The 26,296-nt window shown below is 71.7% G+C and carries 31 protein-coding genes and 1 tRNA gene; 21 read left to right on the top strand and 11 right to left on the bottom strand.

Translation table 11 applies throughout. From position 1 onward, the window contains the following. Positions 1–23 precede the first annotated feature (23 nt). The 5 genes from ACPPVX_RS04335 (at position 24) to ACPPVX_RS04315 (ending at position 4,399) form a co-directional block, all read left to right on the top strand. Positions 24–560, top strand: a complete 537-nt coding sequence (locus ACPPVX_RS04335) for a hypothetical protein (protein WP_426573664.1) — start codon at positions 24–26, stop codon at positions 558–560. Beyond that, positions 557–1,798: a hypothetical protein gene (locus tag ACPPVX_RS04330; RefSeq protein ID WP_426573663.1), complete on the top strand. Its 1,242-nt coding sequence runs from the start codon at positions 557–559 to the stop codon at positions 1,796–1,798. The genes ACPPVX_RS04335 and ACPPVX_RS04330 overlap by 4 nt, the downstream gene beginning before the upstream one ends. A 77-nt stretch (positions 1,799–1,875) precedes the next feature. Further along, positions 1,876–2,106 (top strand): DUF3107 domain-containing protein, encoded by a 231-nt coding sequence (locus tag ACPPVX_RS04325; protein WP_426573662.1) that lies wholly within the window; start codon positions 1,876–1,878, stop codon positions 2,104–2,106. 104 nt (positions 2,107–2,210) lie between these two features. After that, positions 2,211–3,152 (top strand): ArsA family ATPase, encoded by a 942-nt coding sequence (locus tag ACPPVX_RS04320; RefSeq protein WP_426573661.1) that lies wholly within the window; start codon positions 2,211–2,213, stop codon positions 3,150–3,152. Further along, positions 3,152–4,399 (top strand): ArsA family ATPase, encoded by a 1,248-nt coding sequence (locus ACPPVX_RS04315; RefSeq protein ID WP_426573660.1) that lies wholly within the window; start codon positions 3,152–3,154, stop codon positions 4,397–4,399. Before ACPPVX_RS04320 ends, ACPPVX_RS04315 begins: the two co-directional genes overlap by 1 nt. A 329-nt stretch (positions 4,400–4,728) precedes the next feature. On the opposite strand, the gene ACPPVX_RS04310 is transcribed toward ACPPVX_RS04315, so the two are convergent. Then, positions 4,729–4,941, bottom strand: coding sequence for a hypothetical protein (locus ACPPVX_RS04310; RefSeq protein ID WP_426573659.1), 213 nt, complete (start codon positions 4,939–4,941; stop codon positions 4,729–4,731). After that, positions 4,938–5,384: a PaaI family thioesterase gene (locus ACPPVX_RS04305; RefSeq protein ID WP_426573658.1), complete on the bottom strand. Its 447-nt coding sequence runs from the start codon at positions 5,382–5,384 to the stop codon at positions 4,938–4,940. The genes ACPPVX_RS04310 and ACPPVX_RS04305 overlap by 4 nt, the downstream gene beginning before the upstream one ends. A 24-nt stretch (positions 5,385–5,408) precedes the next feature. On the opposite strand from ACPPVX_RS04305, the gene ACPPVX_RS04300 reads away from it, so the two are divergent. Then, positions 5,409–6,905, top strand: a complete 1,497-nt coding sequence (locus ACPPVX_RS04300; protein ID WP_426573657.1) for a sensor histidine kinase — start codon at positions 5,409–5,411, stop codon at positions 6,903–6,905. Between the two features lie 74 nt (positions 6,906–6,979). Here ACPPVX_RS04300 and ACPPVX_RS04295 read toward each other — a convergent pair whose 3' ends face one another. After that, positions 6,980–7,255, bottom strand: a complete 276-nt coding sequence (locus ACPPVX_RS04295) for a WhiB family transcriptional regulator (RefSeq protein WP_426573656.1) — start codon at positions 7,253–7,255, stop codon at positions 6,980–6,982. A gap of 411 nt (positions 7,256–7,666) precedes the next feature. On the opposite strand from ACPPVX_RS04295, the gene ACPPVX_RS04290 reads away from it, so the two are divergent. Further along, a complete protein-coding gene (locus ACPPVX_RS04290; protein ID WP_426573655.1) occupies positions 7,667–8,356 on the top strand; it encodes a glycerophosphodiester phosphodiesterase in 690 nt (229 codons plus the stop codon). Here ACPPVX_RS04290 and ACPPVX_RS04285 read toward each other — a convergent pair. Then, a complete protein-coding gene (locus ACPPVX_RS04285) occupies positions 8,335–9,279 on the bottom strand; it encodes a diacylglycerol/lipid kinase family protein (protein WP_426573654.1) in 945 nt (314 codons plus the stop codon). The two genes, ACPPVX_RS04290 and ACPPVX_RS04285, sit on opposite strands and share 22 nt — an antisense overlap. Before the next feature lie 138 nt (positions 9,280–9,417). On the opposite strand from ACPPVX_RS04285, the gene ACPPVX_RS04280 reads away from it, so the two are divergent. The 5 genes from ACPPVX_RS04280 (at position 9,418) to ACPPVX_RS04260 (ending at position 13,280) form a co-directional block, all read left to right on the top strand. Beyond that, positions 9,418–10,227 carry an esterase/lipase family protein gene (locus ACPPVX_RS04280; protein ID WP_426573653.1) on the top strand — a complete coding sequence of 270 codons (810 nt, stop codon included), beginning with the start codon at positions 9,418–9,420 and terminating at the stop codon, positions 10,225–10,227. Positions 10,228–10,280: 53 nt separating this feature from the next. After that, positions 10,281–11,060 carry an electron transfer flavoprotein subunit beta/FixA family protein gene (locus tag ACPPVX_RS04275; protein ID WP_426573652.1) on the top strand — a complete coding sequence of 260 codons (780 nt, stop codon included), beginning with the start codon at positions 10,281–10,283 and terminating at the stop codon, positions 11,058–11,060. Positions 11,061–11,089: 29 nt separating this feature from the next. Then, positions 11,090–12,052, top strand: a complete 963-nt coding sequence (locus tag ACPPVX_RS04270; protein ID WP_426573651.1) for an electron transfer flavoprotein subunit alpha/FixB family protein — start codon at positions 11,090–11,092, stop codon at positions 12,050–12,052. Between the two features lie 76 nt (positions 12,053–12,128). Further along, on the top strand, positions 12,129–12,554 hold the full coding sequence (locus ACPPVX_RS04265) for a hypothetical protein (RefSeq protein WP_426573650.1): 426 nt from the start codon (positions 12,129–12,131) through the stop codon (positions 12,552–12,554). A 39-nt stretch (positions 12,555–12,593) separates the two neighbouring features. Then, on the top strand, positions 12,594–13,280 hold the full coding sequence (locus ACPPVX_RS04260) for a MerR family transcriptional regulator (protein WP_426573649.1): 687 nt from the start codon (positions 12,594–12,596) through the stop codon (positions 13,278–13,280). Here the strand turns inward: ACPPVX_RS04260 and ACPPVX_RS04255 are convergent. The 6 genes from ACPPVX_RS04255 to ACPPVX_RS04230 form a co-directional block, all read right to left on the bottom strand. Beyond that, positions 13,270–14,766 (bottom strand): hypothetical protein, encoded by a 1,497-nt coding sequence (locus tag ACPPVX_RS04255; protein WP_426573648.1) that lies wholly within the window; start codon positions 14,764–14,766, stop codon positions 13,270–13,272. The genes ACPPVX_RS04260 and ACPPVX_RS04255 overlap by 11 nt on opposite strands. Then, positions 14,763–15,497, bottom strand: a complete 735-nt coding sequence (locus ACPPVX_RS04250; RefSeq protein ID WP_426573647.1) for a dolichyl-phosphate beta-glucosyltransferase — start codon at positions 15,495–15,497, stop codon at positions 14,763–14,765. Before ACPPVX_RS04250 ends, ACPPVX_RS04255 begins: the two co-directional genes overlap by 4 nt. Positions 15,498–15,568: 71 nt before the next feature. Next, positions 15,569–16,558, bottom strand: coding sequence for an AurF N-oxygenase family protein (locus ACPPVX_RS04245; RefSeq protein WP_426573646.1), 990 nt, complete (start codon positions 16,556–16,558; stop codon positions 15,569–15,571). An 82-nt stretch (positions 16,559–16,640) separates the two neighbouring features. Beyond that, on the bottom strand, positions 16,641–17,432 hold the full coding sequence (locus ACPPVX_RS04240) for an SCO1664 family protein (protein ID WP_426573645.1): 792 nt from the start codon (positions 17,430–17,432) through the stop codon (positions 16,641–16,643). Continuing rightward, entirely contained in the window at positions 17,410–17,907 is a 498-nt protein-coding gene (locus ACPPVX_RS04235) for a DUF3090 family protein (RefSeq protein ID WP_426573644.1), read from the bottom strand. Before ACPPVX_RS04235 ends, ACPPVX_RS04240 begins: the two co-directional genes overlap by 23 nt. Beyond that, on the bottom strand, positions 17,904–18,563 hold the full coding sequence (locus tag ACPPVX_RS04230; RefSeq protein WP_426573643.1) for an MSMEG_4193 family putative phosphomutase: 660 nt from the start codon (positions 18,561–18,563) through the stop codon (positions 17,904–17,906). The genes ACPPVX_RS04235 and ACPPVX_RS04230 overlap by 4 nt, the downstream gene beginning before the upstream one ends. Positions 18,564–18,609: 46 nt before the next feature. Here ACPPVX_RS04230 and ACPPVX_RS04225 point away from each other — a divergent pair, with 46 nt between their 5' ends. The 7 genes from ACPPVX_RS04225 to ACPPVX_RS04195 all read left to right on the top strand — a co-directional run bounded on the left by ACPPVX_RS04225 (position 18,610) and on the right by ACPPVX_RS04195 (position 23,836). Beyond that, on the top strand, positions 18,610–19,314 hold the full coding sequence (locus ACPPVX_RS04225; RefSeq protein WP_426573642.1) for a uracil-DNA glycosylase: 705 nt from the start codon (positions 18,610–18,612) through the stop codon (positions 19,312–19,314). Positions 19,315–19,318: 4 nt separating this feature from the next. After that, positions 19,319–20,851: a methionine--tRNA ligase gene (metG, locus tag ACPPVX_RS04220; RefSeq protein ID WP_426573641.1), complete on the top strand. Its 1,533-nt coding sequence runs from the start codon at positions 19,319–19,321 to the stop codon at positions 20,849–20,851. 156 nt (positions 20,852–21,007) lie between these two features. Continuing rightward, a complete protein-coding gene (locus ACPPVX_RS04215; RefSeq protein ID WP_426573640.1) occupies positions 21,008–21,796 on the top strand; it encodes a TatD family hydrolase in 789 nt (262 codons plus the stop codon). Beyond that, a complete protein-coding gene (rsmA, locus tag ACPPVX_RS04210) occupies positions 21,793–22,614 on the top strand; it encodes a 16S rRNA (adenine(1518)-N(6)/adenine(1519)-N(6))-dimethyltransferase RsmA (RefSeq protein ID WP_426573639.1) in 822 nt (273 codons plus the stop codon). The genes ACPPVX_RS04215 and rsmA overlap by 4 nt, the downstream gene beginning before the upstream one ends. A gap of 9 nt (positions 22,615–22,623) precedes the next feature. Further along, entirely contained in the window at positions 22,624–23,337 is a 714-nt protein-coding gene (locus tag ACPPVX_RS04205; RefSeq protein WP_426573638.1) for a 4-(cytidine 5'-diphospho)-2-C-methyl-D-erythritol kinase, read from the top strand. A 48-nt stretch (positions 23,338–23,385) separates the two neighbouring features. After that, positions 23,386–23,487 carry a 30S ribosomal protein bS22 gene (locus ACPPVX_RS04200; RefSeq protein WP_208027376.1) on the top strand — a complete coding sequence of 34 codons (102 nt, stop codon included), beginning with the start codon at positions 23,386–23,388 and terminating at the stop codon, positions 23,485–23,487. Positions 23,488–23,763: 276 nt separating this feature from the next. Beyond that, a tRNA-Gln gene (locus ACPPVX_RS04195) sits at positions 23,764–23,836 on the top strand. A gap of 6 nt (positions 23,837–23,842) precedes the next feature. Here ACPPVX_RS04195 and ACPPVX_RS04190 read toward each other — a convergent pair. Beyond that, the gene (locus tag ACPPVX_RS04190) at positions 23,843–24,055 is read right to left on the bottom strand and encodes a hypothetical protein (RefSeq protein ID WP_426573637.1); all 213 of its coding nucleotides are present in this window, start codon (positions 24,053–24,055) and stop codon (positions 23,843–23,845) included. 100 nt (positions 24,056–24,155) lie between these two features. Between ACPPVX_RS04190 and ACPPVX_RS04185 the strand changes: the two genes are divergently transcribed. Together ACPPVX_RS04185 and ACPPVX_RS04180 are read left to right on the top strand one after the other, a co-directional pair. Further along, complete coding sequence (locus ACPPVX_RS04185) at positions 24,156–25,265, top strand: bifunctional UDP-N-acetylglucosamine diphosphorylase/glucosamine-1-phosphate N-acetyltransferase GlmU (RefSeq protein ID WP_426573636.1); 1,110 nt, start codon at positions 24,156–24,158, stop codon at positions 25,263–25,265. Between the two features lie 30 nt (positions 25,266–25,295). Beyond that, on the top strand, positions 25,296–26,288 hold the full coding sequence (locus tag ACPPVX_RS04180; protein WP_426573635.1) for a ribose-phosphate diphosphokinase: 993 nt from the start codon (positions 25,296–25,298) through the stop codon (positions 26,286–26,288). The last annotated feature ends 8 nt before the right edge of the window (positions 26,289–26,296 follow it).

Below are 26,296 nucleotides of genomic sequence, written 5' to 3'. Positions count from 1 at the left end.
AGACGACCCCAGGAGGCAGCCCCGTGGAACCGCAGCGTTGGCAGTCCGGTGAAGTGCTCGCGTGGAGCGAAGGCGACGGCCCCGGCCGGCCGCCGGTCGCGTCGCGGTGGATCATCGGTGGGGTCGCGGTCGCGCTGACGGCCACCCTCACCGGCATCATCACCACCGATGCCCTCTGCCCCGATCACCGCGCCTGGGTGCAGACCCTGGCCAGCGTGGCCATCTTCAGCGCCGCGGTGGCCATCTTCCAGGTGGTGCGCGGCCAGGCGTCCGCCGTCGTGTTCGCGCTCATCTCGTCGGTCCTCGGCGTCGCCATCGGCTTCATCGATGCGATCCACGACCCCACCCGCGGGATGCTCATCTCGCTGGGCTTCGCGCTGGCCGGCGTGGGCGGCGTGATCGTCGCCTTCCGGATGCAGCAGGTCGCCCGCTGGGGTGCCGACCTGTCCACCTCCCACCTCGCCCCGGCCGAGCTCGAACCGGTCGACGACGCGCCGGCGGTGGCCGGTCAGACGGCCGCTCCGGTCGACGACGCTCGGGCTGACCTCCGCCGTCGTTGAGGCCCGGTCGCCGGGACCAGGCGGTCCGACGGTGGCTCCGGCGCCCGCTGTGGTGGCTCGGCGCCTCGGTCCTCATCGTCGCCGCGCTCTTCGGTTCCGACCTCGTCGCGTTCCCGCGCCAGCAGCGCGCCGCCCACGGTCAGGTCGTCGAGGGGCGGATCCTGGGCTCCTGGGACGGCGGCACCGACGTCCCGGTGGCCTACACGTCGAATGGCGGCGACGAGGTCACCGCCACCGCCCGCACGACCGACGGCTCCGACGAGCGCGTCGGGCCGGTGCGGATCTCCGTCGACCCCGACCACCCCACCGACGCCCACCTCCAGGGCTTCGACCAGTCCCAGCTCTGGGTCGGCTCGCTCACCCTGCTCGGCCCCGCCGTCGCCGCCATCTTGCTCTGGTGGTGGACGCGCCGCCGTCGGGTGCGGCGGTCGGAGGCGCTCGCGGCCAGTGACGTCCCCTCGTTCCGGATGATCGGCGTGCCCCGCCCCGGCCGGGTGTCGCCGCGGCGGTGGCGCATGGGCCTGTACCCGCTCGATGCCCCGGTCGGGGCGGCGCCGGTCTGCTCGGTCGCGATGATCGACGGCGACGACGACATCCGGCCGCGGATGGTCGAGGTGAAGGGCCAGCCGCGTCCGGGAGGTGAGGTGGTGGTGTGGGAGCCCGCCACGGACCGGGTCTGGTGGCCGGCGGCCCGGGTGCTGCTGAGCGGCACGCGGAAGCTGCCGGAACGGGCGCCTCAGGCCCAAGCACCCACCTACTCGGCGTGGCGGTGGGCGGTGCCGATCGTGGCCGCCGTGGTCATGATCGCCGCGTTCGAGAGCGGGGAGAGCCCCGAGGCGCTGAAGGCGCGCAGCGAGGTCGTGCTCGTCACCGTGGTGACGGGCCACGGCGCCGAGACGGGGCCCACGCTCGTGTCGTACCGGCTGGCCGATGGCTCTGCGCACCGGACCACGGTGGCGCTGGCGGGGCCCCAGCGCACCGGTGACCGCTACCGGCTGCGGGCCGACCCGGAGCACCCCGACCGCCTCTGGCAGCCCGGCACCAGCGAGTCGCTCCCCGGCGCCGGCGGTTCGGCGTCCGAGACGGTGGGCACCCTCGCGCTGCTGGTCCTCGTGCTGGGCATCGTGGTGGTCCGGCGGCCGCGCCCCCGGCAGCTGCCGACGGGGTACCCGGGGCTCGTGGGCCCACGCGCCTTCGGCGCCCCCCGGCTGCCGCCACCGCCGCCGGCCTCGCCGTGAGCACCGGGCGGGAGGTCCTGGCACCGGCAGCCCCTACGATGACGCCTGCTCACCCATTCCTTCAGGAGACACACGCCGTGGACGTTCGCATCGGAGTCAGCCAGACCGCCAAGGAGATCGACGTCGAGCTCCCCGAGGGCGTCGACGCCGACTCGGTGAAGGCCGATCTCGACAAGGCCCTGGCCGACGGCGCGTCCTTCTGGCTCACCGACAAGAAGGGCCGCCAGGTCGGGATCCCCGCCGAGAAGGTCGCCTACATCGAGATCGGTCGCCCCGACGACGGTCGCCACATCGGCTTCGGCGCCTGACCGACCCGCGCCGCGCCCCGCGCAGCGTGCCCTTGGTCACGGGGCGGCTCGCCGTCGCCGGACCTGGGTAGGTACCCCATCATGATCCTCGACCGGCCCGTCCGATGACCCCGCTGCTCGATCGCAAGCTGCTCTTCGTCACGGGCAAGGGCGGCGTCGGCAAGTCCACCATCGCCGCATCGATCGGCCTGCTCGCCGCGGAGCAGGGCAAGCGCACGCTCGTCTGCGAGGTCGATGCCAAGGGCAACCTGGCCGACTTCTACGAGGCGGGCGACACCGCGTTCGCCCCCCGCGAGCTCCAGCCCAACCTCTGGGCCATGTCGATGAACACCGAGGAGTCGCTCAAGGAGTACCTGGGCCTCCAGCTGAAGATCCCGCTGCTCGCCAAGATCGGCCCGCTCGCCCGCACGTTCGACTTCATCGCCAACGCCGCGCCGGGGGTGAAGGAGATCCTCACCATCGGCAAGGTGGCGTGGGAGGTCAAGGAACACCACTACGACCTCGTCGTGGTCGACTCCGTCGCCAGCGGCCACATCATCGGCCAGCTCACCGCGCCCCAGGGCATCAACGAGCTGGTGCAGGTGGGCATGGTCCGCCACCAGACCCAGTGGATGCTCGACATCCTCACCGACCCGGTGCAGACCGGGGTCGTCATCGTCTCGGCCCCCGAGGAGATGCCCGTCGCCGAGACCATCGAGCTGGCCGACCGGCTCAAGGCCGAGACCGACGTCGACCTCGCCGCCGTCGTGGTCAACCGGGTGCTGCCCGAGCTGTTCACCGAGCGCGAGGAAGCGCTGTTCGAATCGCTGCGAGACCCCGATCACCTCGCCGCCCTGTCGGCCGCCGCCAACGGCGACGTCACCCCGGTGTTCGACGCGGCCGAGCTCGCCGTCACCCTGCGGCGCACGCGGGCCGAGCACCTGGCCACCCTCCGCCGGGCCCTCGACCCCACGCTGCCCATGCTCTACGTGCCGTACCTGTTCACCCGCAGCCACGGCGCCCGCGCCACCCGGCAGGTGGCCGAGCTGCTGGCGGAGGAGCTCTGATGGCAGCCGCGAAGGGATCCTCGAAGGGCTCGGCCAAGGACGCGGCCAAGGGGGCGGCGAGCCGCCGGCAGAAGGCCGATGCCGAGGCGGTGGCCGCCGACAAGGTCCGCACGCTGGAGCAGCTCCTCGCCACCAAGGAGATCGTGATCTCCTGCGGCTCGGGCGGGGTGGGCAAGACCACCACGGCGGCCGCAGCCGCAGCCATGGCCGCCACCCACCTCGGCGGCAAGGTGCTCGTGCTCACCGTCGACCCGGCCAAGCGCCTCGCCAACGCCCTCGGCCTCGAGCGGTTCGGCAACACCGAGACCCGCGTGCCCGAAGCCGCCTTCACCGCCGCCGGCATCCAGCCTCGCGGAGAGCTCTGGGCCGCCATGCTCGACACCAAGCAGTCCTGGGACGACCTCGTCGCCCGCCACGCGCCCGATGCCAAGACCCGCGAAGCCATCCTCGCCAACTCGATCTACCAGAACATCTCCGGCCGGTTCGTCCAGAGCCACGACTACATCGCCATGGAGCGGCTCTACGAGATCCACTCGTCGGGCACCTACGACCTGATCGTCGTCGACACCCCACCCACCCGCAACGCCATCGACTTCCTCGAAGCCCCCGATCGCATGAGCGACTTCTTCTCGTCGAAGCTCCTCCGCTGGCTCACCGCACCGTCGAAGAGCCGGGTCATGAGCCTGGCCTCGAAGCCCTTCTACACGGTCGCCGACCGCATCCTCGGGTCGCAGTTCCTGGCCGACATCGCCGAGTTCTTCACCCTCTTCCAGGCCATGGCACCCGGGTTCGTCGAACGGGCCGAGGCCGTCACCAAGACCCTCGCCGACAAGCGCACCACCTTCTTGGTGGTCTCCACCCTGGAGGCGGCGCCGCTGCACGAGGCCGAGTTCTTCATCAGCGCCCTCGACGAGCGCAAGCTCCACCTCGGCGCCCTCGTCCTCAACAAGGTCCTGCCCTCCTACCTCCGCCGCACCGCCACCACCGGCGTCGCCAAGCGCCTCTGCACCGACGCCGACGAGCTGGCGGCCATCGTCGCCGACGCCGGCAACCCGGCCGACACCGCCCGCGTCCTCGGGACCATCGGCGAGAGCTTCCTCAACTACCAGGTCGTCGCCAAGCGAGAGGCCGAGCAGCGCGCCAGCCTCGCCCGCAGCCCCGACGTCGTCGCCACCGTGCCCTACTTCGACGCCGACATCCACGACCTCGCCGGCCTCCTCCAGCTCGGCGACCAGATCTGGCGATAGTCCTTCTCCTCACTCGCTTCGCTCCGTTCGTCGAGCTGGACCATGCGGAGCTCCTGACGTCGCGCCGCCTTCGCTCGTCGGCACGACTTCGTCGCACCTCCTCGGCTCGAGGGCGCTCCGCAAGCTCCGCCCCTCGAACTCCCCGGGGCTCGCTTCGCTCGGTACCCATCCCTCGTCCTGGGTGCTCGGTCTGGTCGGGGGAGTCGCTTCGCTCGGTACCCATCCCTCGTGCTGGGTGCTCGGGCTGGTCGGGGGAGCTTGCTTTGCTCGGTATCCCTACCCGACCCCGCGCTGGGTGCTCGGTCTGAGTGGCGGGTCGGGGTGGGGGATCAGCGGGGGAGGGACTTGGCTGCTCGCCACTGCTTGAGGCGGGTGAGGGCCCAGGCGGCCGGGATGATCACCAGGCCGGCGATGCCGACGACGCTCACCATGTTCTGCATGCCGCTGGAGTTGACGAGCTCGATGCGGCCCAGGTCGTCGGCCGCCGGATCCTCGCCCGGGTGCAGCGGACGGTGCTCGTACTCGCGCTTCCGCCAGCTCACGGCTCGGCCCGGTCGGCTCGGGGGACCGTGGGGGTCGACGGCAGGGCATAGGTGCTGGTGCTGTAGGCCACCAGCTCGTCATCCGCGGTGGAGTAGATGCGCACGGCGATCACGGCCTGGCGGCGCCCCACCTTGAGGAGCTCGCCGGTGGCGCGGAGATCGGCCGGCGGGGGCTTGCGGAGGAAGTCGATGGCCAGGTGGCTCGTGACGGTGAGGAACTCCGGGCCGATCCGTGACACCACCGACGCGTAGGCCACCGTGTCGGCCAGCGTCATCAGCGTGGGGCCCGACAGCGTGCCGCCCGGGCGCAGCTGGCTGGCATGGAAGGGCCAGGTCAGCTCGACGCCCTCGTCGTCGGCCCTGGTGACCCGCGCCGAGAGCTCGACATCGGGGAAGGCGGCGGCCAGGAAGTCGTTCAGCTCATCTGGACCCATGGCGACCATGGCCGGGCACCCTAACCTCGCCTCGTGGCATCGCTCGCCGAGATCGTCCGCACCCGCTCGCGCCTGTCGCTGGGCGAGCTGGTGCACCTCCAGCGCCTCGTCGCGTCGTGGAACATGCTCGCCGACTTCTGCTTCTCCGACCTGCTGCTGTACGTCCCGCTGAGCCCGCACGAGACCAGCGCCGACCCCGACGACACCGAGTTCGTGGTGGTGGGCCACGTGCGCCCGTCCACCACCCAGACGCTCTATCGCCACGACCTCATCGGCGAGCAGCTCGACGAGAGCGAGCGCCCGCTCGTCGCCCGGGCCAACCGCCTCGGCGAGATCATCGAGGGCGAGATCACCATCTCCGCCATCCGCGAGCGGGTCCGGGTGCTCTGCATCCCCGTGCGCCTCGGCGGCAAGACGATCGCCGTGCTGTCCCGCGAGTCCACGCCCACCGTCGGCCGATCTCCCGGCGAGCTCGAACGCACCTACGTCGACATCTTCAACCGCTTCGCCCGGATGATCGCGGCCGGGCAGTTCCCGTTCCCTGCCGACGACAGCGACTCCAAGGAGTCCCCGCGCGTGGGCGACGGCGTCGTCGTGCTCGACCGCGCCGCGTGCGTCGAGTACGCCTCGCCCAACGCGGTGTCGGCCCTGCACCGCATGGGCGTCCACGCCAGCCTCGACGGCATGCGCCTGGGTGAGCTCGGTCTCGACGACGAGCCCATGCGCGACGCGTTCGCGGTGGGCAAGCCGGTCACCGAGGAGGTCGAGCGCGGCGACGTGATCATCCTCGTGCGCACCATCCCCATGCACGACTCGCAGGGGGTGTCGGGTGCGGTCGTCTTGTTCCGCGACGTCACCGAGGTCCGCCAGCGCGACCGGCTGCTCCTGTCGAAGGACGCCACCATCCGGGAGATCCACCACCGGGTGAAGAACAACCTCCAGACCATCTCGTCCCTCCTCCAGCTCCAGGCGCGCCGCACGGGGTCCGACGAGGCCAAGGAGGCGGTGGCCGAATCGGTCCGCCGCATCCAGTCGATCGCCCTCGTGCACGAGACGCTGTCGCGCGAGGCCGGCGAGGACGTGGCCTTCACCGAGATCCTCCGTCCGCTGGTGCAGATGGTGGCCGCCGCGGTGTCGTCGCCCGACCGCCAGATCGACTTCGAGGTGCGCGGCGAGGCGGGCACCCTGCCCGCCGAGGTGGCCACCCCCATGGCGGTCGTGCTCACCGAGCTGCTCCAGAACACCGCCGACCACGCCTTCCCCGCCGAGGCCCCCGACGATGCCCACTTCCGGGTGGTGGTCGAGCTGGCGGAGGGGGTCGACGAGTTCGTGGTCCGCGTGATCGACAACGGGGTGGGCGTGTCGCCCGACTTCAGCGTCGAGAAGGCCACGGGCCTGGGCCTGTCGATCGTGCGGGCGCTGGTGACGTCGGACCTGCGCGGCACCATCGACCTCTTCGAGCCGCCCGACGGGACCCCCGGGACGATCGTCGAGCTCCGCATCCCCACCGACCCGGTGGCCGCCGGCTGAGGCGTGGGCGCCTTGGTCCAAAACGCAACGATGCCGGCCTCAGGCCGGCATCGGGCGAACTTCTGGACTTGGTGTCAGGCGGTGCGGCGCTGGCGAGCGGCGTACTGCTTGCGCAGCTTGCGGCGCTCCTCTTCGGAGGTGCCACCCCAGATGCCGGAGTCTTGGTTGGTGGCGAGGGCGAACTCGAGGCAATCGCGCTGGGCGTCGCACTGGCGACAGACGGCCTTGGCGTTCTCGATCTGCTCGATGGCCGGCCCGGTGGTGCCGACCGGGAAGAAGAGATCCGGGTCGGTGTCGCGGCAGGCAGCCGTACGGCGCCATTCATCAGATGCGATGGTGAGCGAGAGCAAGTGAGCAGAACTCAAAGCCACGGGTGCCTCCAGACACGGGTCGTCACGACGAGTTCGTGACTTGGTTCACATACCGTTCCGCTCTGCCGGGGGAGAGATGCGGGTCGGTTGGGCCGTGTCAAACCGTAGTGGTGGGCGCTGCCTCCTGCAAGCACTTTTTCGCACAATTTTTACACGGCGGTCATCTCCGGCTAAGGGCCCGTCCACCAGGATGATCCACCGTCGCGCGGCAAGGCGCTGACCAGGGCATATCTCCGTTTCGATCCATCTCCGCATCGAATGGGCAGCATCCATCAGATCGTCACGTGACCGACATCACGCGCCATCGGGTGTCCGAAGAGGCCTCTTTGAGCCCCTGCGCTCACCAGGTCGTCCGCTGGGGCGGGCGAACCGGCTGCCTAGGGTGGCGCCATGGTCCGAGTCATCGCCCACCGCGGCGCGTCCGCAGCCGCACCCGAGAACACCGTCGAGGCCTTCCGGCTGGCCCGGGAGCTGGGCGCCGACTGGGTGGAGCTCGATGCTCGACGCACCGCCGACGGCCAGGTGGTGGTCCACCACGACGCCGAGCTGCCCGACGGCCGGGTCATCGTCGAGCAGCAGCGGGCCGATCTGCCGGCGTCGGTGTGCGACCTCACCGATGCGCTCGATGCCTGCGAGGGCATGAGCATCAACATCGAGATCAAGAACTGGCCGGCCGATCCCGACTTCGACGAGACCGAGCTCGTCGCCCGCGACGTCGTGGGCCTGGTGCAGCAGCGGTCGCTCCACCAGCGGGTGCTGGTGTCGTGCTTCCACTACCCGACGATCCAGCTGGTCCACCAGCTCGACCCCGCCATCCCCACCGCCTTCTTGCACCTCCTCATCGACCGGTCGTGGGACGAGCTGGCCGCCGACGTCGCCGCGGCCGGGCACACCGCGCTGCACCCGTGGGACGGCCTGGTCGACGCCGCCTTGATGTCGGCCGCCACCGCGCACGGCCTCGAGGTCAACGTCTGGACCGTCGACGACCCCGACCGCATGGCCCAGCTCATCGCCCTCGGCGTCGACGGCCTCTGCACCAACGTCCCCGACGTCGCCCGTCAGGTGGTGGGGGGCTCGTAGGCGGTGGGGAGGACGAGGTCGATGATCTCGGGGACGTGGCGGAGCTCGATGCGGTCGATCTCGCCGAGGTAGTCGCCGTCGATCTGGTACGGGAACGGGCGGCCGTCGATGCCGGTGACCACCAGCTCGTCGACATCGGGGCGGTAGTGCACCCAGGTGTCCCGCTGGAGGCTGCCGTTGGCGCGCAGGGCCTTGTACATCACGCGCAGGAACCGCTCGGCGCGCAGCGACCGCACCGTGACCATCGCCAGCCCGTTGTCGAGGTTGGCGTCGGGCGCGATGTCGAAGGGCGCGTTGCCCACGTACGTGTAGGGGTTGGTGTTGCAGCACACCGAGAAGTAGCCGTCGTCGACCCCGTCGCCATCGGGGTAGCGCACGGTGAAGTGCGGGTGCTTGCGGTCGTAGTGGCGGAAGAAGGTGGTGAGCCCCGCGTAGATGAAGAGCGGGTGCCCGGCCCAGCGCTTGAGGCCGGAGCGGCGCTCCACCTGCTCGACCAGGGCGGCGTCGTAGCCCATGCCGACGTGGAAGCAGAAGTAGCGCCCGTTGGCCGAGCCCAGCCCGACGCGCTTGATCGATCCGGCCTCGAGCGCCTCGAGCAGGTCGGCGGTGGCCTCGATGGGATCGTTGGGGAGGCCGATGCTGCGGGCGAACACGTTGGTGGACCCGCCGGGGAGGACACCGAGCGCGGTGGCCGTGCCGGCGAGGCCGTTGGCGGCCTCGTTGACCGTCCCGTCGCCGCCCAGGACCACGACCACGTCGACGCCTTCGGCGGCCGCACCCTGGGCCAGCCGGGTGGCGTGGTTGCGGCGCGCCGTCTCGACCAGCTCGACCTCGTGGTCGCCGGCAAGGGCCTTGCGGATGACGACGCGCGTGCGCGCCGTGACCGACGAGGAGAACGGGTTGACCAGCAGGAGGACCTTCACGCACCGGCGACGGTAGGCGAGGGGCGGGCCGCACGGCGAGGTGCCGGCGCGGCAGGACCGGCGCGGCGCGCCCGCCGAGCGGTACCGTTGGCGGCGGCGCCGCACTGGACCCGGCGCCTGACTCCGGGGGGAGATCACATGTCGGTTGCACGGAACCCTTCGCTCCGCCACGGCCTTCGGGCGTCGGCGCTGCTCGCGGTGCTGGCGTTCGCCGCCCTGGCCACCACGGCGTGCGAGCCGCCTCGGCCGCCGGCCAAGGACAAGCCGATCCTGTTCGTGCACGGCTGGTCGGCCCTCGGTGCCGGCGATGACTGCAGGGGCAACTTCGGTGCCTTGGAGACGTCGCTCAAGAGCGCCGGCTTCACCGGCAAGATGATCACGGTCGGCTACTACGACAGCGACACCAACTGCGACGTGAACCTCCGCGACTGGGGCAGCGTCTCCAACTCCACGTCGTGGAAGGACCTGTCGAAGGCGCTGTCGAAGTACATCTACGCCACCTTCACCGCCAAGGGCACCACGGTGGACCTGGTCGGGCACTCGATGGGCGGCCTCATCACCCGGGGTGCCGTGCAGGGCACGCAGGCCAAGGAATCCGGGTTCTCGGCGCCGATCAAGGTCGAGGACTCCGTCACGCTCGCCGCGCCGCACCAGGGAGCGGCCTGGTTCTCGAACGGCTGCTTCTGGGGGCAGTGCTCGGGGCTCAAGCCCGGGGCCACCGACATCAAGTGGCTGGCCACCAACGCCAACCCGCAGAGCGCCGTGGCCACCGACTGGACCGTGTTCGGGTCCACCGCCGACGACACCGTCCCGGCCGACTCGGCGCTGGCGATGGGGGTCTCCGACGCCCGCAAGATCAAGTACACCACCCTGGAGCACAGCGACTACATGGGCAACGCCACCTGCGAGGCCCGTGTCGCGAAGGCGTTGGCCGAGGTCGACAGCTGACCGGCTGACCGTCGATTTGTGGCGGTGCGCTTCGGCGAACAAACTCGCCGCTCATGAACGTCGTCGTCTGTGTCAAGCAGATCCCCGATCCCGCCGATCCCGGCGCGCTGAACGCGGATCACACCCTCAAGCGCGATGGAAAGCTCATCCTCGACGAGTCCGACTCGTACGGCGTCGAGATGGCTCTCCAACTGGTCGACAAGGCCGGTGAAGGCGAGGTCACCCTCGTCTCCATGGCCCCCAACGGTGAGGTGTCCGGTCTCCGCACCGCCCTCGCCATGGGTGCCGCCAAGGCCATCTTGATCAGCGACGACGCCCTCAAGGGCGCCGGTGCGCTCGACACCGCCAAGGTGCTCGCCGCCGCCATCAAGCGCGTCGAGGGCGCCGACCTGGTGCTCGCCGCCACGGAGTCGTCCGACGGCTACACCGGCACGGTGCCGGAGCAGATCGCGGCCCTCCTCGACCTGCCCTCCATCACCTTCGCCAAGTCGGTCGAGATCGCCGACGGCACCGTCAAGGTGCAGCGCCAGACCGAGGCCGGCTACGACGAGTGCGAGTCGCCCCTCCCGGCGCTCGTGTCCGTGACCGCTGGTGTGGTCGAGCCCCGCTACCCCTCGTTCAAGGGGATCATGGCGGCCAAGTCGAAGCCCGTCGACACCCTCACGGTGGCCGACCTCGGCATCGACGCCGCCATCGTCGGCTGGGCCGGCGCCGGCCAGGAGATCGTCGATGTCGCCGCTGCGCCCGAGCGCGAAGCCGGTGAGGTCATCGAGGACGACGGCGAAGCCCACCTGAAGATCGTCGAGTTCCTCGACGGCCTCAAGGTCCTCTGAACCCCAACCAGATCGAAAGGTACGAAGACATGGCTCTTTCCAAGGTTTGGGTTCACGCAGAGGTCGCCGACGGCGCCGTTGCCCCCATCACCCTCGAGATGCTCGCGAAGGCCCGTCAGATCGCCGACACCGTCGAGGTGTTCACCGGCGGCGACGGTGCGGAGATCGCGGCCACCGTCGGCGCCCACGGCGCCACCAAGGTGCTCGCCACCGGCGACATCTCCGGCAAGCTCCAGGGCGTGCACGTCGGTGCCGCGCTGGCCGCTGCCATCGAGGGCGGCGACGCCCCCGACCTGATCATGTTCGGCACCACCTACGACGGCCGTGACATCGCGGCTCGTCTCTCGGTGAAGCTCGACAAGCCGGTGCTCACCAACAACGTCGACGTCGAGGTCGGTGACGGCATCGTCGTCTCCACCCAGATCTTCGGTGGCACCCAGATCGTCAAGACCAAGTTCGCCGCCGGCGCTCCCGCCATCGCCCTCTTCCGCCCGAAGTCCTTCGTGGCCGAGGAGTCGGGCGGCGGTGCGGCCGAGGTGGCCGCCCTGGCGCTCACCGACACCGGTGCTGCCGGTGCCGCCACCATGCTCAACCGCCACGTCGAGGAGACCACCGGTCCCAAGCTCGACGAGGCGGCCGTGGTCGTCTCCGGTGGCCGTGGCCTCGGCGAGGCCGCCAAGTTCGAGATGATCGAGCAGCTGGCCAAGCTGCTCAAGGGCGCCCCCGGCGCCTCCCGTGCCATCGTCGACGCCGGCTGGGTGCCCTACAGCTACCAGGTGGGGCAGACCGGCAAGGTCGTGAAGCCCACGGTGTACATCGCCGCCGGCATCTCGGGCGCCACCCAGCACATGGTGGGCATGAAGGGCTCCAAGAACATCATCGCGATCAACAAGGACCCGGAGGCGCCGATCTTCGGTGTCGCCGACCTGGGCATCGTCGGTGACGTGCACAAGGTCCTGCCCAAGCTCCTCGAGGCCCTGCAGGCCCGCTGAGCCGACGGCACATGGTTCGAACTGAGGGCCCCGGCCACCGCGCCGGGGCCCGTTCGCGCCCGGAGGCAGGTGGAGCGTGAGCCTCCGCAACCGCTTCGGCGGCGTCCGACGACGCGACGGCGACCTCCGCGCCGAGCTGAGCCGCGGGGGGCCGGTGCGCGTGCCGTGCCGGCTCCGTCGCACCTCGGCGCGCGGCTGGGGGCCCTGGACCGAGGGGGCGCTGCTGCTCGGTGCGCTGCCCAGCGGTGGGGCGCGGTGGACCACCGACGACGCCGTGGCGGTGGGCTTCGCGTCCACGAACCAGCGGGTCGACCTGCCGTTCGAGGAGGTCAGCGACGTGTACCTGCGCTCGGTCCGCTTCCGCACCGAGGCGTTCTGGGGCATGGCCAACGACATCGTGGTGGTCGCCAGCGAGCGCGGGACCATCGAGGTGGCGGTGCGCCCGGGCGACGCCGAAGCCGTGGCCTCGCGGGTCGCAGAGCTCCTGGACCTCCCGGCTTGAGTCCCGGCGCGGCCGGTGCCGGCAGGTAGCGTGCGCGTCGTGCCCGGCGACGATCTCACCATCGATGAGCTCGCCGCGCAGGTCGACATGACCGTCCGCAACATCCGGGCCCACCAGGCGAGGGGCCTGCTCCCGCCGCCGCGCATCCGCGGCCGGGTCGGCTACTACGGCCCTGCCCACCGGCGCCGGCTCGAGCAGATCCGCGCCATGCAGGACGAGGGCCTGAACCTGGCGGCCATCGCCAAGGTGGTCAACGACGGGCAGCTCACCGCCATCACCACGGAGCTGTTCGCCGGGGCCGACCCGGCGTGGTTCGCGCCGGAGGAGCTGCTGACCCGGCTGGGAATCGGCGACGGCGACGTCAACGCCGATCGGGCCATCGAGCTCGGGTTGATCGAGATCGATGGGGATCGCGTCCGCATGGACATGCCCGGGCTCCTGTCGGTGGCGGAGGAGTTCCTGGCGATGGGCGTGCCGCTGAGCGCCCAGCTCGAGGCCCTCGCCCAGGTGCAGGCGGCCACCGCCCAGGTGGCGGCGGCCTACCTGCAGCTCGCCGACGATCACCTCATCGCCCGCGTGGCGGTCGACTCTGGCGGCGACATCGAGGTGATCCGGGCCTCGATCGCCCGTCTCCGCGACCTGGCGCGGGTGGCGCTCACCGCCACCTTCAACCAAGCGATGTCCGAGGCGCTGCGCGCCCACTTCGATCCGGGCGCTACGTCCTAGCGGCCAGCACCGGCACGCCCACCACCGTGGCGGCCGGCCGGTAGTTCCGGTCGATGGCGGCCTGGAGGCGGCCGCTGCGATCGCATCGCGAGGCCGGCTGCTGCATGGCCAGGAACGACGGCCGATCGGGCCCGTCGAGCAGGCGCACCAGGTCGCCGATGGCGCCTCGGCCCGATTGCACGTGGTCGACCCACAGGTACCGGTAGCGGGGGAGCTCGCCGGCGTCGAGGTAGTAGGTGGCGCTGGCGCACAACGGCAGCAGCCCGTTGCCGGCGCCCTCGGTGGCGGAACGGGCGTGGTACCAGTCGGCCAGGGCCTCGTCGGCGTCGATGCGGCGGTCGCGCTCGATGCGCGGCGCGGCGATGAGCACGAGCGAGATGGCCAGCGGCAGCGCCAGCGCCCACGTGAGCGACCGGCGCAGGTCGGCGATCGGCTCCACGCGCGCCGGGTCGGTGGCAGCCGCCAGGAGGATGCCGAACAGGGCCGCGAACGGGAAGGTGAGCTCGATCCAGTAGTGCCGGTGGAAGTTGCCGCCCACGGCGAACGCAGCACCGGCTGCCGCCAGCCAGAGCACCACCAGCACGTGCTCGGGCCGCATCCGGCGGAGGGCACGAGGCTGGGTGCCGTGCAGCCGGCGGGCCGCGATGATCACCGTGGGCAGCAGCAGGGGCGCGGCGATCCCCATGGTGATCAGCATGCGGCGGGTCTGGGCGCCGGCCAGGGCGCTGCGCGCGTGCAGGCGGAAGCCGTAGAGCGCGTACACGTAGGCGTCCCACCCGAGCGAGGCGCCGTGGACGGCCACCGCGCCCAGGACCGCCGCGGCGCCGAGGCCGAGCCACGCCAGCGGGGCGACCACCTGCCGCCACGGCCGCCATCCGAGCACGGCCGCCAGCACCAGCCAGGCGCCGATCGCCACCGGCACGTCGAAGCCCGACTGCTTCATCGTCATGCCCGTGGCGCTCAGCGCCCCGGCGAGGACGAGCCAGGAGGGAGCGAGGCGGCGGGTGATGACCAGCGCGCCGATCGCCAGGGCCGGGACGGCGAAGCCGCCGGCGAGCAGCTCGCCGTTGGCGGCGTAGCCCTCGAACGCAGCCGAGGACGAGATCACCGCGGCGAGCCAGGCCGCCGCCGCCCCGGCGCGCCACGACCCGGAGACCGCACGGGCGGCGACGGCCACGCCGACCACCGCGGCGATGCCGGCCACCATGGCCAGGACGCGGATGCCGGCGGGGTGGCCGCCCATCAGCGCGTCCCAGCGCTGGAACAGGGCCACCACGCCCTGGGGGCGATCGATGAAGACATCGGTGTAGAGGCGCCGGCCGTGGGCCCAGCTGCGAGCGACGGTGAGGGCGCCGGACTCGTCGACGGTCAGGGGTGCGGCGATGAACCGCAGCCGCAGCGCCACCGACGCCGTGGCGGCCGCGGCCACCCAGCGCCAGAACGCATCCGTCGGCGGATCCGGTTCCCGATCGGGGGCGGCGCTCAAGCCGGCGGGCGGCGGGCGCGGGCCAGGCGCACCACGCCCTTGAGGTCGGCCACCACGGTGGGGAGGAGCGCGACGCTGCTGTCGGGATCCTCCACCCAGGTGACCGGGACCTCCTCGATGCGGAGCCCTCGGCGCTGGGCCACCACCAGCAGCTCGGTGTCGAAGAACCACCCGTCGTCGGCGACGTGGGGCAGCAGCTGCAGCGCCAGATCTCGTCGGAGCGCCTTGAAGCCGCACTGGGCATCGCGGAACCCGGCGCGGAGCGCGGTGCGCACCAGCCGGTTGTAGGTGCGCGAGCTGACCTCGCGCCCGAAGCCGCGGGTGACGACCGCCCCCGGGACGAGCCGGCTGCCGATGGCCACATCGGCCCGTCCCGAGCCGATCGCGTCGAGCAGGACGGGCAGGGCCCTCACATCGGTGGACAGGTCGGCGTCCATGTACGCCACGACCGACGCGTCGCTCGTGGTCCACGCCTCCCGCAGGGCCCGACCCCGTCCGGGGCGGTCGCTCTGGAGCACCCGGACGCCCAGCGAGGCGGCCAGCTCGTCGGCGATCGAGGCCGTCGCGTCGGTGCTGCCGTTCTGGGCGATGGTGATGCGCCACGGGTCGGCCCACCCGTCGGTCAGATGCCGGTGGAGGCGGCCGACGTTGGCCGCGAGCACGGCGGCCTCGTTGTGCGCCGGCACGACGATGTCGACGCTCAGCAGCGTGGAGGAAGGAGCGCTCGCCATGGCGCGAGGGACGCTAGTGGGATCTCCGCGGGACGTGGCCGCTGTTGGTTCCGATCTGGCAAAAGGTGCGCTCAGGCGGCGTCGTCGACGGTGTCGGGCCGGGCAGCGGCGCGATCGTCGTCGTCGTACAGGCCGGTCCAACGCCAGACCGCCTTGGCCGGAGCGGTCATGAGGCCGAGCTCCCGGCACAGGCGCCGGAGCTTGGCCACCGACTCGCGCCGCAGGAGCCGGCCCTGTGCGCTGGTGCGGGCCTCGCGGAGCACCGACTTGGGGACGCCCTGGTGGCGGTGCAGGTCTGGGGTGGGATCGACCATGAGCGAGGCCATGAGCCACAGCACCAACGGGGTGCGCACGGCGAGCAGGTGGCGCCGCAGCGGGCTCAGCTCCGGGACCAGGTCCTTGAGGTACGTGCGGGCGAAGGCGATGTGGCGCGCCTCCTCGGTGACGTGGATCTTCATGATCCGCTCGATCAGCGGGTGCGTGGTGCCCTCGCGTAGCTGCCGGCGCTGGAGGTAGTCGACCGGGTCCTCGCCGCCGAGGACCAGGACGAAGAACTGCTCGGGCACCCACCGCGCGTACACGGGCACGATGGCGGTGGCGGCGAAGCGCAGCCACCGGGGCATCCCTGCGACGGGCAGCCCGGTGCGGTTGATCGTCTCCTGGAACATCAGCGAGTGCTGCGACTCCTCGATGATCTCGTGGTGCAGGTACCGGTACTCGGCGGCGCCGTTGGGGAGCCGGAAGCAGTAGGAGAGCAGGCCGCGCTGCAGGAGGTTCTCGAACTGCATGCCCACCTTGAAGGCGCCGCAGATGCGGTGGAGCCCGATCTCGGCCTGCACCTCGGGCGCCTGGGCCCGGTACCAGTCGGACTGGGCCAGCGCGTCGAACTCGAACAGCCCGCAGCGGGGGTCTCGGGGGCTGATGGCCAGCTCGGGGTCGTCCCAGGCCACGTCGACGTAGGCATCGAAGTGCTTCTCGACCGACTGGCGGCTGAGGCGCGGCAGCAGGGCAGGGAGCTTGCGGACGGCGACGTCGGTCTGCGGGGGCAAGGTGGCGGTCATCGGTGCTCCAACGGTGGGCGGACCATCCCATCGTTCCATGTGACATCAAACGATGTCAACGTTGCACCGGTCACACGGAGGGCTACACCAGGGGCCACGGCACGCGGCGGCCGGTGTTGTCGACGGGGAAGCGCCCCTCTGAGATCAGCGCCCGAGCACGGGTCCGCAGGGCATCGCGCTCGAGCGGATCGATGAGCTCGGCCAGCGCCTCGGGGAGCGGCTGCTCGAGGAACGCGCACAGGTCGTCGACGATGTCGGCCGGGACGGGCTCGTCGCCGAACTCCCAGATCACGGTGCGCAGCTTGAACTCGGCGTGCAGGCACAGCCCGTTGTCGATGCCCCAGAGGTGGCCGTCGGGCCCGAGGAGCACGTGGCCGCCCTTGCGGTCGGTGCTGTTCGCCACGATGTCGAAGGCGCACATGCGCATCAGCTGGTGGTGGTTGGCCTCGTCCTCGACGAGGGTGAAGTGGTGCTGGTCGAAGTCGGCATCGATGAACAGCTGGACCGAGCCGATGCCGAAGGGGCCGTCGCGCTCCACGGTGGGCGGCACCACGTCCCACCCGATGGCCTGCGCCAGCTCGAACGCGGCGACCTCCCGCCGGTAGAGGCCGTCGGGGAAGTCCCACAGCGGCCGCTCGCCCGCGTGCGGCTTGTAGATGGCCCGGCCGAGCGGCTCGGACGTCTCGTCGATGACCGGGACCTCGCCGTCGTCGTCGGGCGACAGGCCGCCGTCGGGCCGCCGGCCGGCCTCGTGCAGCTCGCACAGGAACGTGGCGTTGGAGCTCCACGGCATCCGGCCCTCGATGACGAGGTCGCACGAGCGGAGGAGGGCGACCGCGGCCGCCGCGGGGTCAGTTGAGCCTGGGGCAGGCATGGCCGCTGGGGTCGATGGGGGCCTCGCACAGTCGGCACAGCGGACGGCTGGACGCGAGGAGCGCGTCGACCTGAGCCGCGTAGGCCCGGACCTGTTCGGGGGTGAGCCGCACCCGCACCTGCGCCGGGTCCTCGGGGATCTCGTCGTCCTCGCCGATCTCGAGGAGCTCCTCGAACATGACCAGGATGCGGTGCGCCTCCTGGTCGATGCCGAGGCTGATCGACCCGACGGCCCACAGCAGGTCCGTGGGCGGGAGCGCCTCGGCCGCCACGATGGGGCCCTCGGGCCGCGCCGGGAGGTCGTCGAGGAGCCGGACGAGGTGCTCGGCCAGGGCCTGGGCCTGCTGCTTCTCGCACTTCAGGGCGACCTCGGTGCCCTCGGCGAACGCCTGGAAGTAGAAGACCCGCCGGCCCGGCTCGCCGATCGCCCCGACGGTGAAGCGCCCGGGCTCGCGGAGGTCGAACGACTCGCTCACGACGGCACCAGCACCTTGAGGTCGTCGCCGGTGGAGTTGACCGCGAGCACGATGGGCCCCGTGGGGGTGGTGAGGATGGCCGACACCGAGCACGGCGAGATGACGATCCGCTGGAACAGGTCGAGGTGGGTGCCGAGGGCGTGGGCCACCGCCGCCTTGATGGGATCGGCGTGCGACACGGCGACGACGGTCTTGCCGCGGTGGGCGGCGGCCAGCCGGTCGAGCGTGGACACCATCCGCAGCTGCATCTCGGTGAACGACTCGCCCTCGGGGAACCGGAACCCGCTGGGGTGGCGCTGCACGGTGTCCCACTCGGGCTTCTTGCGGAGGTCGGCGAGCTTGGCGCCGGTCCACCCGCCGAACTCGCACTCGAGGAGCCCGCGGTCGGTCTTGACCTTGAGGTCGAGCGCCTTGGCGATGGGTGCGGCCGTCTCCCGGGTGCGCTCGAGCGGGGAGGCGTAGACCGCCTCGACGTTGCGGAGCCCGGCGATGCGGGCCGCCACCGCGCCGGCCTGGATGCGCCCGGCCTCGGCCAGGTGCAGGCCCTTGGCCCGACCCGGGAGGGTGGCGCCGGTGGTGGGGGTCTGGCCGTGGCGCACGAGCAGCAGGAGCGTGGACGTGGGCGCAGGGCGCTTGGAACGAGCGGAGGAGGCCATCGGTCGGGTCACGCTATCGGCCGGGCCGCAGGGTACGGTCCCGCTCGTGGACAGCCTGGCTGCGCTGCGGCGCGACGTCGTCTCGTGCCGGACGTGCCCCCGCCTGGTGGAGTGGCGGGAGCAGGTCGGGCGGGACAAGCGCGCCGCGTTCGCCGACGAGGACTACTGGGCCAAGCCGGTCCCCGGCTTCGGCGATCCGGCCGCGGGGCTGGTGGTGGTGGGCCTCGCCCCGGCTGCCCACGGCGCCAACCGCACCGGACGGATGTTCACCGGCGACCGGTCCGGCGACTTCCTCTACGCCGCCCTCCACCGCGCCGGGTTCGCCAACCAGCCCGAGAGCGTGAGCATCGACGACGGCCTGGAGCTCACCGGGGCCTGGGTCACCGCGCCGGTCCGCTGCGCGCCGCCGGCCAACAAGCCCACCACCGACGAGCGCGACGCGTGCCGGCCGTTCCTCGATCGCGAGCTGGCGCTGCTGCGCAACGCCGAGGTGTTCCTGGTGCTCGGCGGGTTCGCCTACCAAGGGCTGTCGTCGTACCTGGGCATCCGGCCCCGACCGAAGTTCGGCCACGGGGTGGAGGTGCCGGCACCCGAGGGCCGCACCGTGCTGTGCAGCTACCACGTGAGCCAGCAGAACACCTTCACCGGCAAGCTCACCCCGGCGATGCTCGACGCCGTCCTGGCGCGGGCGAACGAGATCCTCGCCCACGGAACGGGCGGGCGGTCGGCGAACAGCCCCTCGCTAGGGTGATCCGGTGCCCGGCCGCTACTTCTTGACCACCCCGATCTACTACGTGAACGACGTGCCCCACATCGGGCACGCCTACACCACGGTCACCGCCGACGCCCTGGCTCGCTGGCACCGACTGCTCGGCGACGACGTGTTCTTCCTCACCGGCACCGACGAGCACGGCCTCAAGATCGCCCGGGCCGCGGAGGCCAACGGCATCACGCCCCAGGAGCAGGCCGACCGCACGTCGGCCCGGTTCCAGGAGACGTGGGACCTGCTCGACATCGAGCCCGACCGGTTCATCCGCACCACCGACCCCGACCACACCGTCGCCGTGCAGGCCTTCCTGCAGAAGATCCACGACAACGGCCACCTCTACAAGTCGCAGTACGCCGGCTGGTACTGCGTGCCGTGCGAGGCCTACTACGAGGATGACGACCTCCTCCCCAACCCCGATGGCGGGAACGGGCTCGACCCGGTGCACCTGCGGCCGGTCGAGTGGTTCGAAGAGGAGAACTGGTTCTTCAAGCTGTCCGAGTTCACCCAGCCGCTGCTCGATTGGTACGAGGCCCAGCCCGACGCCGTGGCCCCGGGCGGCAAGCGCAACGAGGCGCTCGGCATCATCAAGCACGGGCTCAAGGACATCTCGATCACCCGCACGTCGCTCGACTGGGGCGTGCCCGTCCCGTGGGATCCGGGCCACGTCTTCTACGTCTGGTACGACGCGCTCATCAACTACGCCACCGCGATCGGGTACGGCACCGACCCCGAGCGCTTCGCCGCGTGGTGGCCCCACGTCCACCACCTCCTGGCCAAGGACATCATCCGGTTCCACACCGTGTACTGGCCCGCCATGCTCATGGCGGCGGGCGAGGAGCCCCCGGCGCACCTCAACGTCCACGGCTACCTGCTCGTCGGCGGCGAGAAGATGAGCAAGACCAGCCTCAACCAGATCTTCCCGGCCGACCTCGTCGCCGACTTCGGCGTCGACGGCTTCCGCTACCACTTCTTGCGCAACGCGCCCTTCGGCCCCGACGGCGACGTGAGCTACGAAGGCATCGTCGCCGGCTACAACGCCGACCTCGCCAACAACTTCGGCAACCTGCTCAGCCGCGTCGCCACCGTCGTCGCCAAGAAGTGCGATGGCGTCGGACCGGCCCCGCGCCCCGACAGCCCCCTGGCGGCGGTGGCCGCCGACGCCTACCGCGAGGCCGCGGCCGCGTGGGACGCCGTCCAGCCGTCGGTGGCGCTCGAGGCCACCTGGCGGCTCATCCGCGAAGCCAACGCCATGCTGGAGGAGGCCGAGCCGTGGAAGGCCGAGCCGGGTCCCGAGGTCGATGGCGTGCTGGGCGACGCGATCGAGGTGCTCCGGCTGGTCTGCATCCTCGCCAGCCCGGCCCTCACCCGTGCCGCCGGCGAGGCCTGGCGCCGGATCGGGCTCACCGGATCGCCGGCCGACCAGCGCCTGCCCGAGGCGGCCTCCTGGGGCGGCTACCCCGGCGGGCTCCCCGTCGAGAAGGGCGACCCGCTCTTCCCCCGCTTCAAGCCGCCCGCATGACCGAGGCCGTGACCGTGGGCGCCGCTCGGGGTGCCGGGCGTGGGGCCGGAGCGACTCGCTGGTCACCCCGGCCCGCCAGGATCGCCGCCTCCGGGGCGGTCTACCCGGCGGCCTCCAGCACGAAACGGTGTTCAGCCACGATGAGCCGGTCGGCCCATGGCTGAGCAGCTCCGCTGGACCGACAACCACTGCCACCTGCACTTCCGCGACGCCGACCCCTTGGCGGTCACCCAGGCCATCACCGCTGGCCGGGATGTCGGCGTCGAGCGGTTCGTCACCGTCGGGTGCGACGTGGCTGATTCCCGTGCCGCCATCGAGGTGGCCCGCGCCCACCCCGGGGTGTTCGCCACCGCCGGCGTCCACCCGCACGAGGCGAAGGACGGCATCGACGGGCTCGAGGAGCTCCTGGGCGACCCCGAGGTCGTGGCGGTCGGCGAGTGCGGGCTCGACTACCACTACGACCACTCCCCGAGGGCCGAGCAGCGTGAGGTGTTCGCGGCGCAGATCGCCCTGGCCGAGGCGCACAGCCTGGCGCTGGTGATCCACGCCCGCTCCGCCTGGGAGGACACCTTCGACGTGCTGGCGGCCGAGGGCGTGCCGGCCCGCACGGTCTTCCACTGCTTCACGGGCGGCGCGGAGGAGGCCCGGCGGTGCCTCGACCTCGGCGCCCACCTGTCGATCAGCGGCATCGTCACGTTCAAGACGGCCGGCGACGTGCGCGAGGCGGTGGCGCTGTGCCCACCCGACCGGCTGCTCGTCGAGACCGACGCGCCGTACCTGGCGCCGGTGCCGCACCGCGGCGAGAAGAACCGGCCGGCGCTCGTGCCGCTGGTCGGCGCAGCCGTGGCCGAGGTGCAGGGCCGCTCGGTGGCCGAGGTGGCCGCGTCGAGCTGGGACGTGGCCACGCACCTGTACCGGCTGCCCCCGCAGCCGGCGCTCCCGTGACGCACACGCGCACGCAGCTCAACGAGCTGCTGGCTGCCCACGACCTCGGCCCGAGCCGAGCGCTGGGCCAGAACTTCGTGGTCGACCCGAACACCGTGCGCCGCATCGCCCGGCTGGCCGCGGTCGGTCCCGACGTGCCGGTGGTCGAGATCGGTGCGGGCCTGGGATCGCTGACCCTGGCGCTGGCCGAGACCGGCGCACCCGTCACCGCCGTCGAGATCGACCGGCACCTCGTCCCGATCCTCACCGAGGTGGTCGACGGGCTCGACGTCACCGTGGTGCACGGCGACGCCATGCGCCTCGACTGGGCCGAGCTCCTCGCCGGCCATCCCTCCTGGGTGCTCGTCGCCAACCTGCCCTACAACGTGGCCACACCGCTGGTCCTCGACCTCCTCGCCGACGTCCCCGCCATCTCGCGCATGCTGGTGATGGTGCAGATGGAGGCGGGGGAGCGCCTCGTCGCCGAGCCGGGCTCCGCCGCCTACGGCATCCCGTCGGTCAAGGTGGCGCTGTGGGCCACCGGCCGGCTGGTCGGCAAGATCGGGCCCGACGTGTTCGTGCCGCGGCCGCGGGTCGACTCCGCGCTCGTCGAGATCGTCCGACGGGAGCAGCCCGCCACCGACGCCGATCCCGACGAGCTGGTCTCGTTGATGGAGCGGGCGTTCAACCAGCGCCGCAAGATGCTGCGCCGGTCGCTGGCCGAGCGGGTCACGCCCGAGCAGTTCGAGGCCGCGGGCATCGACCCGCAGGATCGTCCCGAGCGCCTGTCGGTGCAGGACTGGGGCCGCCTCGCCGATGCCGTCCACCCGCGGCCGTAACCTGCGCCGGTGCCTGTCGACGCCGTCCTCGCTCCGGCGAAGCTCACCGTCTCGCTGCGGATCACCGGGGTGCGGCCCGACGGCTACCACCTGATCGACGCCGAGATGGTCTCGATCGACCTGGCCGACGAGCTGCGCTTCGCCGTGGGCGACGGCCTCGAGGTGATCGGGGCCACCGGGCTCGACGTCCCGGCCGACGACGACAACCTCGTGCGCCGCGCCCTGCGCCTGGTCGGCCGCACCGCCCACGTGACGCTCACGAAGCGCATCCCGGCCGGGGCCGGCCTCGGCGGCGGCTCCACCGACGCCGCGGCCGTGCTGCGGTGGGCGGGGTTCGACGATCCGCACGCCGCCGCGGCGCTGGGCGCCGATGTGCCCTTCTGCGTCCGCGGCGGTCGGGCGCGCGTCACCGGCATCGGCGAGCTCCTCGAACCGCTCGACCACATCGACCGCACGTTCACCCTGGCCACGCCCCCCTTCGGGTGCTCCACGCCGGAGGTGTACCGGGCGTGGGACCACCTCGGTGGGCCCACGGGCGGGGGCCCGAACGATCTCGAGGCGGCCGCCCTCCGCGTGCAGCCGGAGCTGGCGCGGTGGCGGGACCAGCTCGGCGACGCCACCGGGGCCACCCCGGTCCTGGCGGGGTCGGGCAGCACCTGGTTCGTCGAGGGCGCCTTCCCCGGGGCGGGCACCGTGGTGCGCACGCTCGCCGCCGCTCCGTGACCAGCCGGTTTGGCGCTGCTCCCGAGGTCGCTCTAGGTTGGCCCCACCATGGGTTCATTGATCAAGAAGCGCCGTAAGCGCATGCGCAAGAAGAAGCACAAGAAGATGCTGAAGCGGACTCGCTTCCAGCGTCGAGCTGCCGGCAAGTAGCCAGCGGCCGCTCGTCTCGCACGAGTGGTGCCAACCGAGATCTGTGCACGACCGCCCCACCGGGCGGTCGTGCCGCGTCTCCCCACGGATCTCCCCGACGATCGGTCGACCTTCCGGGCCCCCGGGCGTTGAAGAGGTGTGTCCATGACCGGCGACCAGCGCGCCCTCAGCCCTCCACGAGGTCCGAGGCCGACACCGCCCTGGCGTTCGGGGCGGTCGACGTGGAAGCGGCGTGCAGCCGGTGCAGGCGCTTCCCCTATCGTGGGCGTTCGCCTTTCGGGGGTAGTTCAGTTGGTAGAACACCGGCCTTTGGAGCCGGCTGTCGCAGGTTCGAGCCCTGCCCCCCGAGCTCAGCTCACAGGCCGCCAGCGCGCGGCAGGTCGACACCCATGATCCGCTGCAGCTTCTTCATCGAGAACTGGTCGCTGATGTAGCAGATCATCCCGCTGCGCAAGGTGAGCGCGGCGTACGGCGGCTCGAGCGTCTCGTTGACGTCGCAGCGCTCGATGTGCTCGCTCGCGACCCACGACTTGATGCCTTGCTTGTTCGAGTCGACCTCGATCCACATGTGCAACCCCTCGACGCTGTGCTGAGGCGGAAAGGTACCTCACCCCAGGCGTGACGAGAACGGGTTCCCGTGGCGACCTCGATCCGCTAGACCGGACCCCATGTCCGAACGCAGCCTCTCCGCCATCGTCCTCGCTGCCGGCGAGGGCACCCGGATGAAGTCATCCCGGCCCAAGCCGCTGCACCTGCTCGCCGGCCGGGCGATGCTCCAGTACATGCTCGACTCCCTGGCCGACTGCTCGGTCGGCAACGTGGTCGTGGTGGTGGGCCACGGCGCCGAGCGCGTCACCAAGAAGCTCCAGGCCGCCGAGCCCGACCTCCGCCTCACGTTCGTGGAGCAGCACACGCAGCTGGGCACGGGCGACGCCGCCAGCGTGGGCATGACCGGCCTGCCCGACGACGACGGCCCCGATGCCGACGAGCACGACGTGATCGTCCTCCCCGGCGACATGCCGCTGCTGCGCCCGGCCACCATCGCCCGGCTCGTCGCCACCCACCGCGAGGCCGACGCGGCGTGCACGGTGCTCACGGCGCGGGTCCCCGATCCCGGGTCGTACGGCCGGGTGGTCCGGGGCAAGGAGGACCAGGTCCTGCGCATCGTCGAGGCCGCCGACGCCACCGAGGACGAGCTCGCCATCGACGAGATCAACACGGCGGTCTACTGCTTCCGCCGCTCCGTGCTGGCGCCTGCGCTGCGCCGCCTCAGCCCCGAGAACGCGCAAGGCGAGTACTACCTGACCGACGTGGTGGCCGTGCTGCGAGATGCCGGCTACCGGGTGGCCGGCATGGAGGTGGCCGACGCCGCCGAGGGCGAGGGCATCAACGACCGCGTCCAGCTCGCGGCCGCCGAGGCCGAGCTCCGCCACCGCACCAACGAGCGGTGGCTGCGCGCCGGCGTGACCCTGGTCGACCCGGCCAGCACCTACCTCGATGCCACCGTGCAGCTCGGGTCCGATGTCACGATCTTCCCGGGCACCATCCTCCAGGGCAGCACCGTGGTGGGGGCCGGCGCCGAGATCGGCCCGCACACCCGGCTCGTCGATTGCGTGGTCGGCGCGGGCGCGGTGGTGGAGCAGTCGAACGGCCGCGACTCCGAGATCGGCGCCAACTCCACGGTGGGTCCGTTCGCCGTGCTGGCGCCCGGCGCGTCCGTCGCTGACGGGACGGTCACGGGTCCGTTCTATGCTGCGGGCGGTCCCGACGACGCCTGAGGGAGCGGGGCCTCTGCGAAAGGCACGCGCTTGAGCGCCCCGAAGACTTTGGAAGCCGTCACGAAGAAGAAGCTCGAGCTCTACGCGGGCGACGCCCACCCGGAGCTGGCGCAAGAGATCGCCGATCACCTCGGCGTCAAGCTGGGGGAGCCCAACCTCCGCCAGTTCGCCAACGGCGAGATGCACTGCCGCTACAACGAGTCGATCCGCGGCGCCGACGTGTTCATCCTCCAGACGCACGCGGCGCACGTCAACGACGCCCTGATGCAGCAGCTGATCATGATCGATGCCGCCAAGCGGGCATCCGCGAAGCGCATCACCGCCGTGTGCCCCTACTACGGGTACTCCCGGCAGGACCGCAAGGCCGAGGGCCGCGAGCCCATCACCGCCAAGCTGGTGGCCGACATGCTCACGGTGGCGGGCGCCGACCGGGTGGTGTCGGTCGACCTGCACAGCGGCCAGATCCAGGGCTTCCTCGACAAGCCGTTCGACCACCTGACGGCCCTGCCGATCCTCATCGAGTGCTGTCGGACCGCCGCCGCTCCCGAGGACCTGGTGATCGTGTCGCCCGACGCCGGCGGCGTGAAGGCCGCCAAGCGCCTCGCCAACCACCTCGGCGCCGACCTGGCGTTCGTGAACAAGCAGCGCCCCAAGGGCGTGGCCAACGTGGTCGAGGCGTCGAACGTCATCGGCAGCGTGGCGGGCAAGCACTGCATCCTGCTCGACGACATGATCGACACCGGTGGCACCCTGGTGGCCGCCGCCGACCTGCTCAAGTCCGAGGGCGCCACCGCCGTGTGGGCGATGGCCACCCACGGCGTGCTGTCCGACCCCGCCACCGAGCGGCTGAAGAACTCGGTCATCGAGAAGGTCGTGCTCACCAACACGCTGCCGCTCCCGCCCGAGAAGCAGATCGACAAGATCGAGGTCCTGTCGATCGCTCCGCTGGTGGCCGACGCCATCTCGGCGGTGTTCGAGGACGAGTCGGTCAGCGAGATCTTCGGCGGCGAGAACCAGAAGTAGCCCGCTGG

This window comes from Aquihabitans sp. McL0605 (assembly GCF_049993875.1).
Lineage (GTDB): Bacteria > Actinomycetota > Acidimicrobiia > Acidimicrobiales > Iamiaceae > Aquihabitans.
This window is presented reverse-complemented; position numbering and strand designations above follow the sequence as displayed.

What these genes read in the sequence shown, in the direction of transcription:
- ACPPVX_RS04240 (WP_426573645.1), bottom strand. Translation starts at nt 17,432, where the DNA reads ATGCCTGCCCCAGGCTCAACTGACCCCGCGGCGGCCGCGGTCGCCCTC.
- ACPPVX_RS04215 (WP_426573640.1), top strand. Translation starts at nt 21,008, where the DNA reads ATGGCTGAGCAGCTCCGCTGGACCGACAACCACTGCCACCTGCACTTC.
- ACPPVX_RS04315 (WP_426573660.1), top strand. Translation starts at nt 3,152, where the DNA reads ATGGCAGCCGCGAAGGGATCCTCGAAGGGCTCGGCCAAGGACGCGGCC.
- ACPPVX_RS04230 (WP_426573643.1), bottom strand. Translation starts at nt 18,563, where the DNA reads ATGGCCTCCTCCGCTCGTTCCAAGCGCCCTGCGCCCACGTCCACGCTC.
- ACPPVX_RS04270 (WP_426573651.1), top strand. Translation starts at nt 11,090, where the DNA reads ATGGCTCTTTCCAAGGTTTGGGTTCACGCAGAGGTCGCCGACGGCGCC.
- ACPPVX_RS04245 (WP_426573646.1), bottom strand. Translation starts at nt 16,558, where the DNA reads ATGACCGCCACCTTGCCCCCGCAGACCGACGTCGCCGTCCGCAAGCTC.
- ACPPVX_RS04190 (WP_426573637.1), bottom strand. Translation starts at nt 24,055, where the DNA reads ATGTGGATCGAGGTCGACTCGAACAAGCAAGGCATCAAGTCGTGGGTC.
- ACPPVX_RS04200 (WP_208027376.1), top strand. Translation starts at nt 23,386, where the DNA reads ATGGGTTCATTGATCAAGAAGCGCCGTAAGCGCATGCGCAAGAAGAAG.
- ACPPVX_RS04275 (WP_426573652.1), top strand. Translation starts at nt 10,281, where the DNA reads ATGAACGTCGTCGTCTGTGTCAAGCAGATCCCCGATCCCGCCGATCCC.
- ACPPVX_RS04280 (WP_426573653.1), top strand. Translation starts at nt 9,418, where the DNA reads ATGTCGGTTGCACGGAACCCTTCGCTCCGCCACGGCCTTCGGGCGTCG.
- ACPPVX_RS04185 (WP_426573636.1), top strand. Translation starts at nt 24,156, where the DNA reads ATGTCCGAACGCAGCCTCTCCGCCATCGTCCTCGCTGCCGGCGAGGGC.
- ACPPVX_RS04250 (WP_426573647.1), bottom strand. Translation starts at nt 15,497, where the DNA reads ATGGCGAGCGCTCCTTCCTCCACGCTGCTGAGCGTCGACATCGTCGTG.
- ACPPVX_RS04290 (WP_426573655.1), top strand. Translation starts at nt 7,667, where the DNA reads ATGGTCCGAGTCATCGCCCACCGCGGCGCGTCCGCAGCCGCACCCGAG.
- ACPPVX_RS04320 (WP_426573661.1), top strand. Translation starts at nt 2,211, where the DNA reads ATGACCCCGCTGCTCGATCGCAAGCTGCTCTTCGTCACGGGCAAGGGC.
- ACPPVX_RS04305 (WP_426573658.1), bottom strand. Translation starts at nt 5,384, where the DNA reads ATGGTCGCCATGGGTCCAGATGAGCTGAACGACTTCCTGGCCGCCGCC.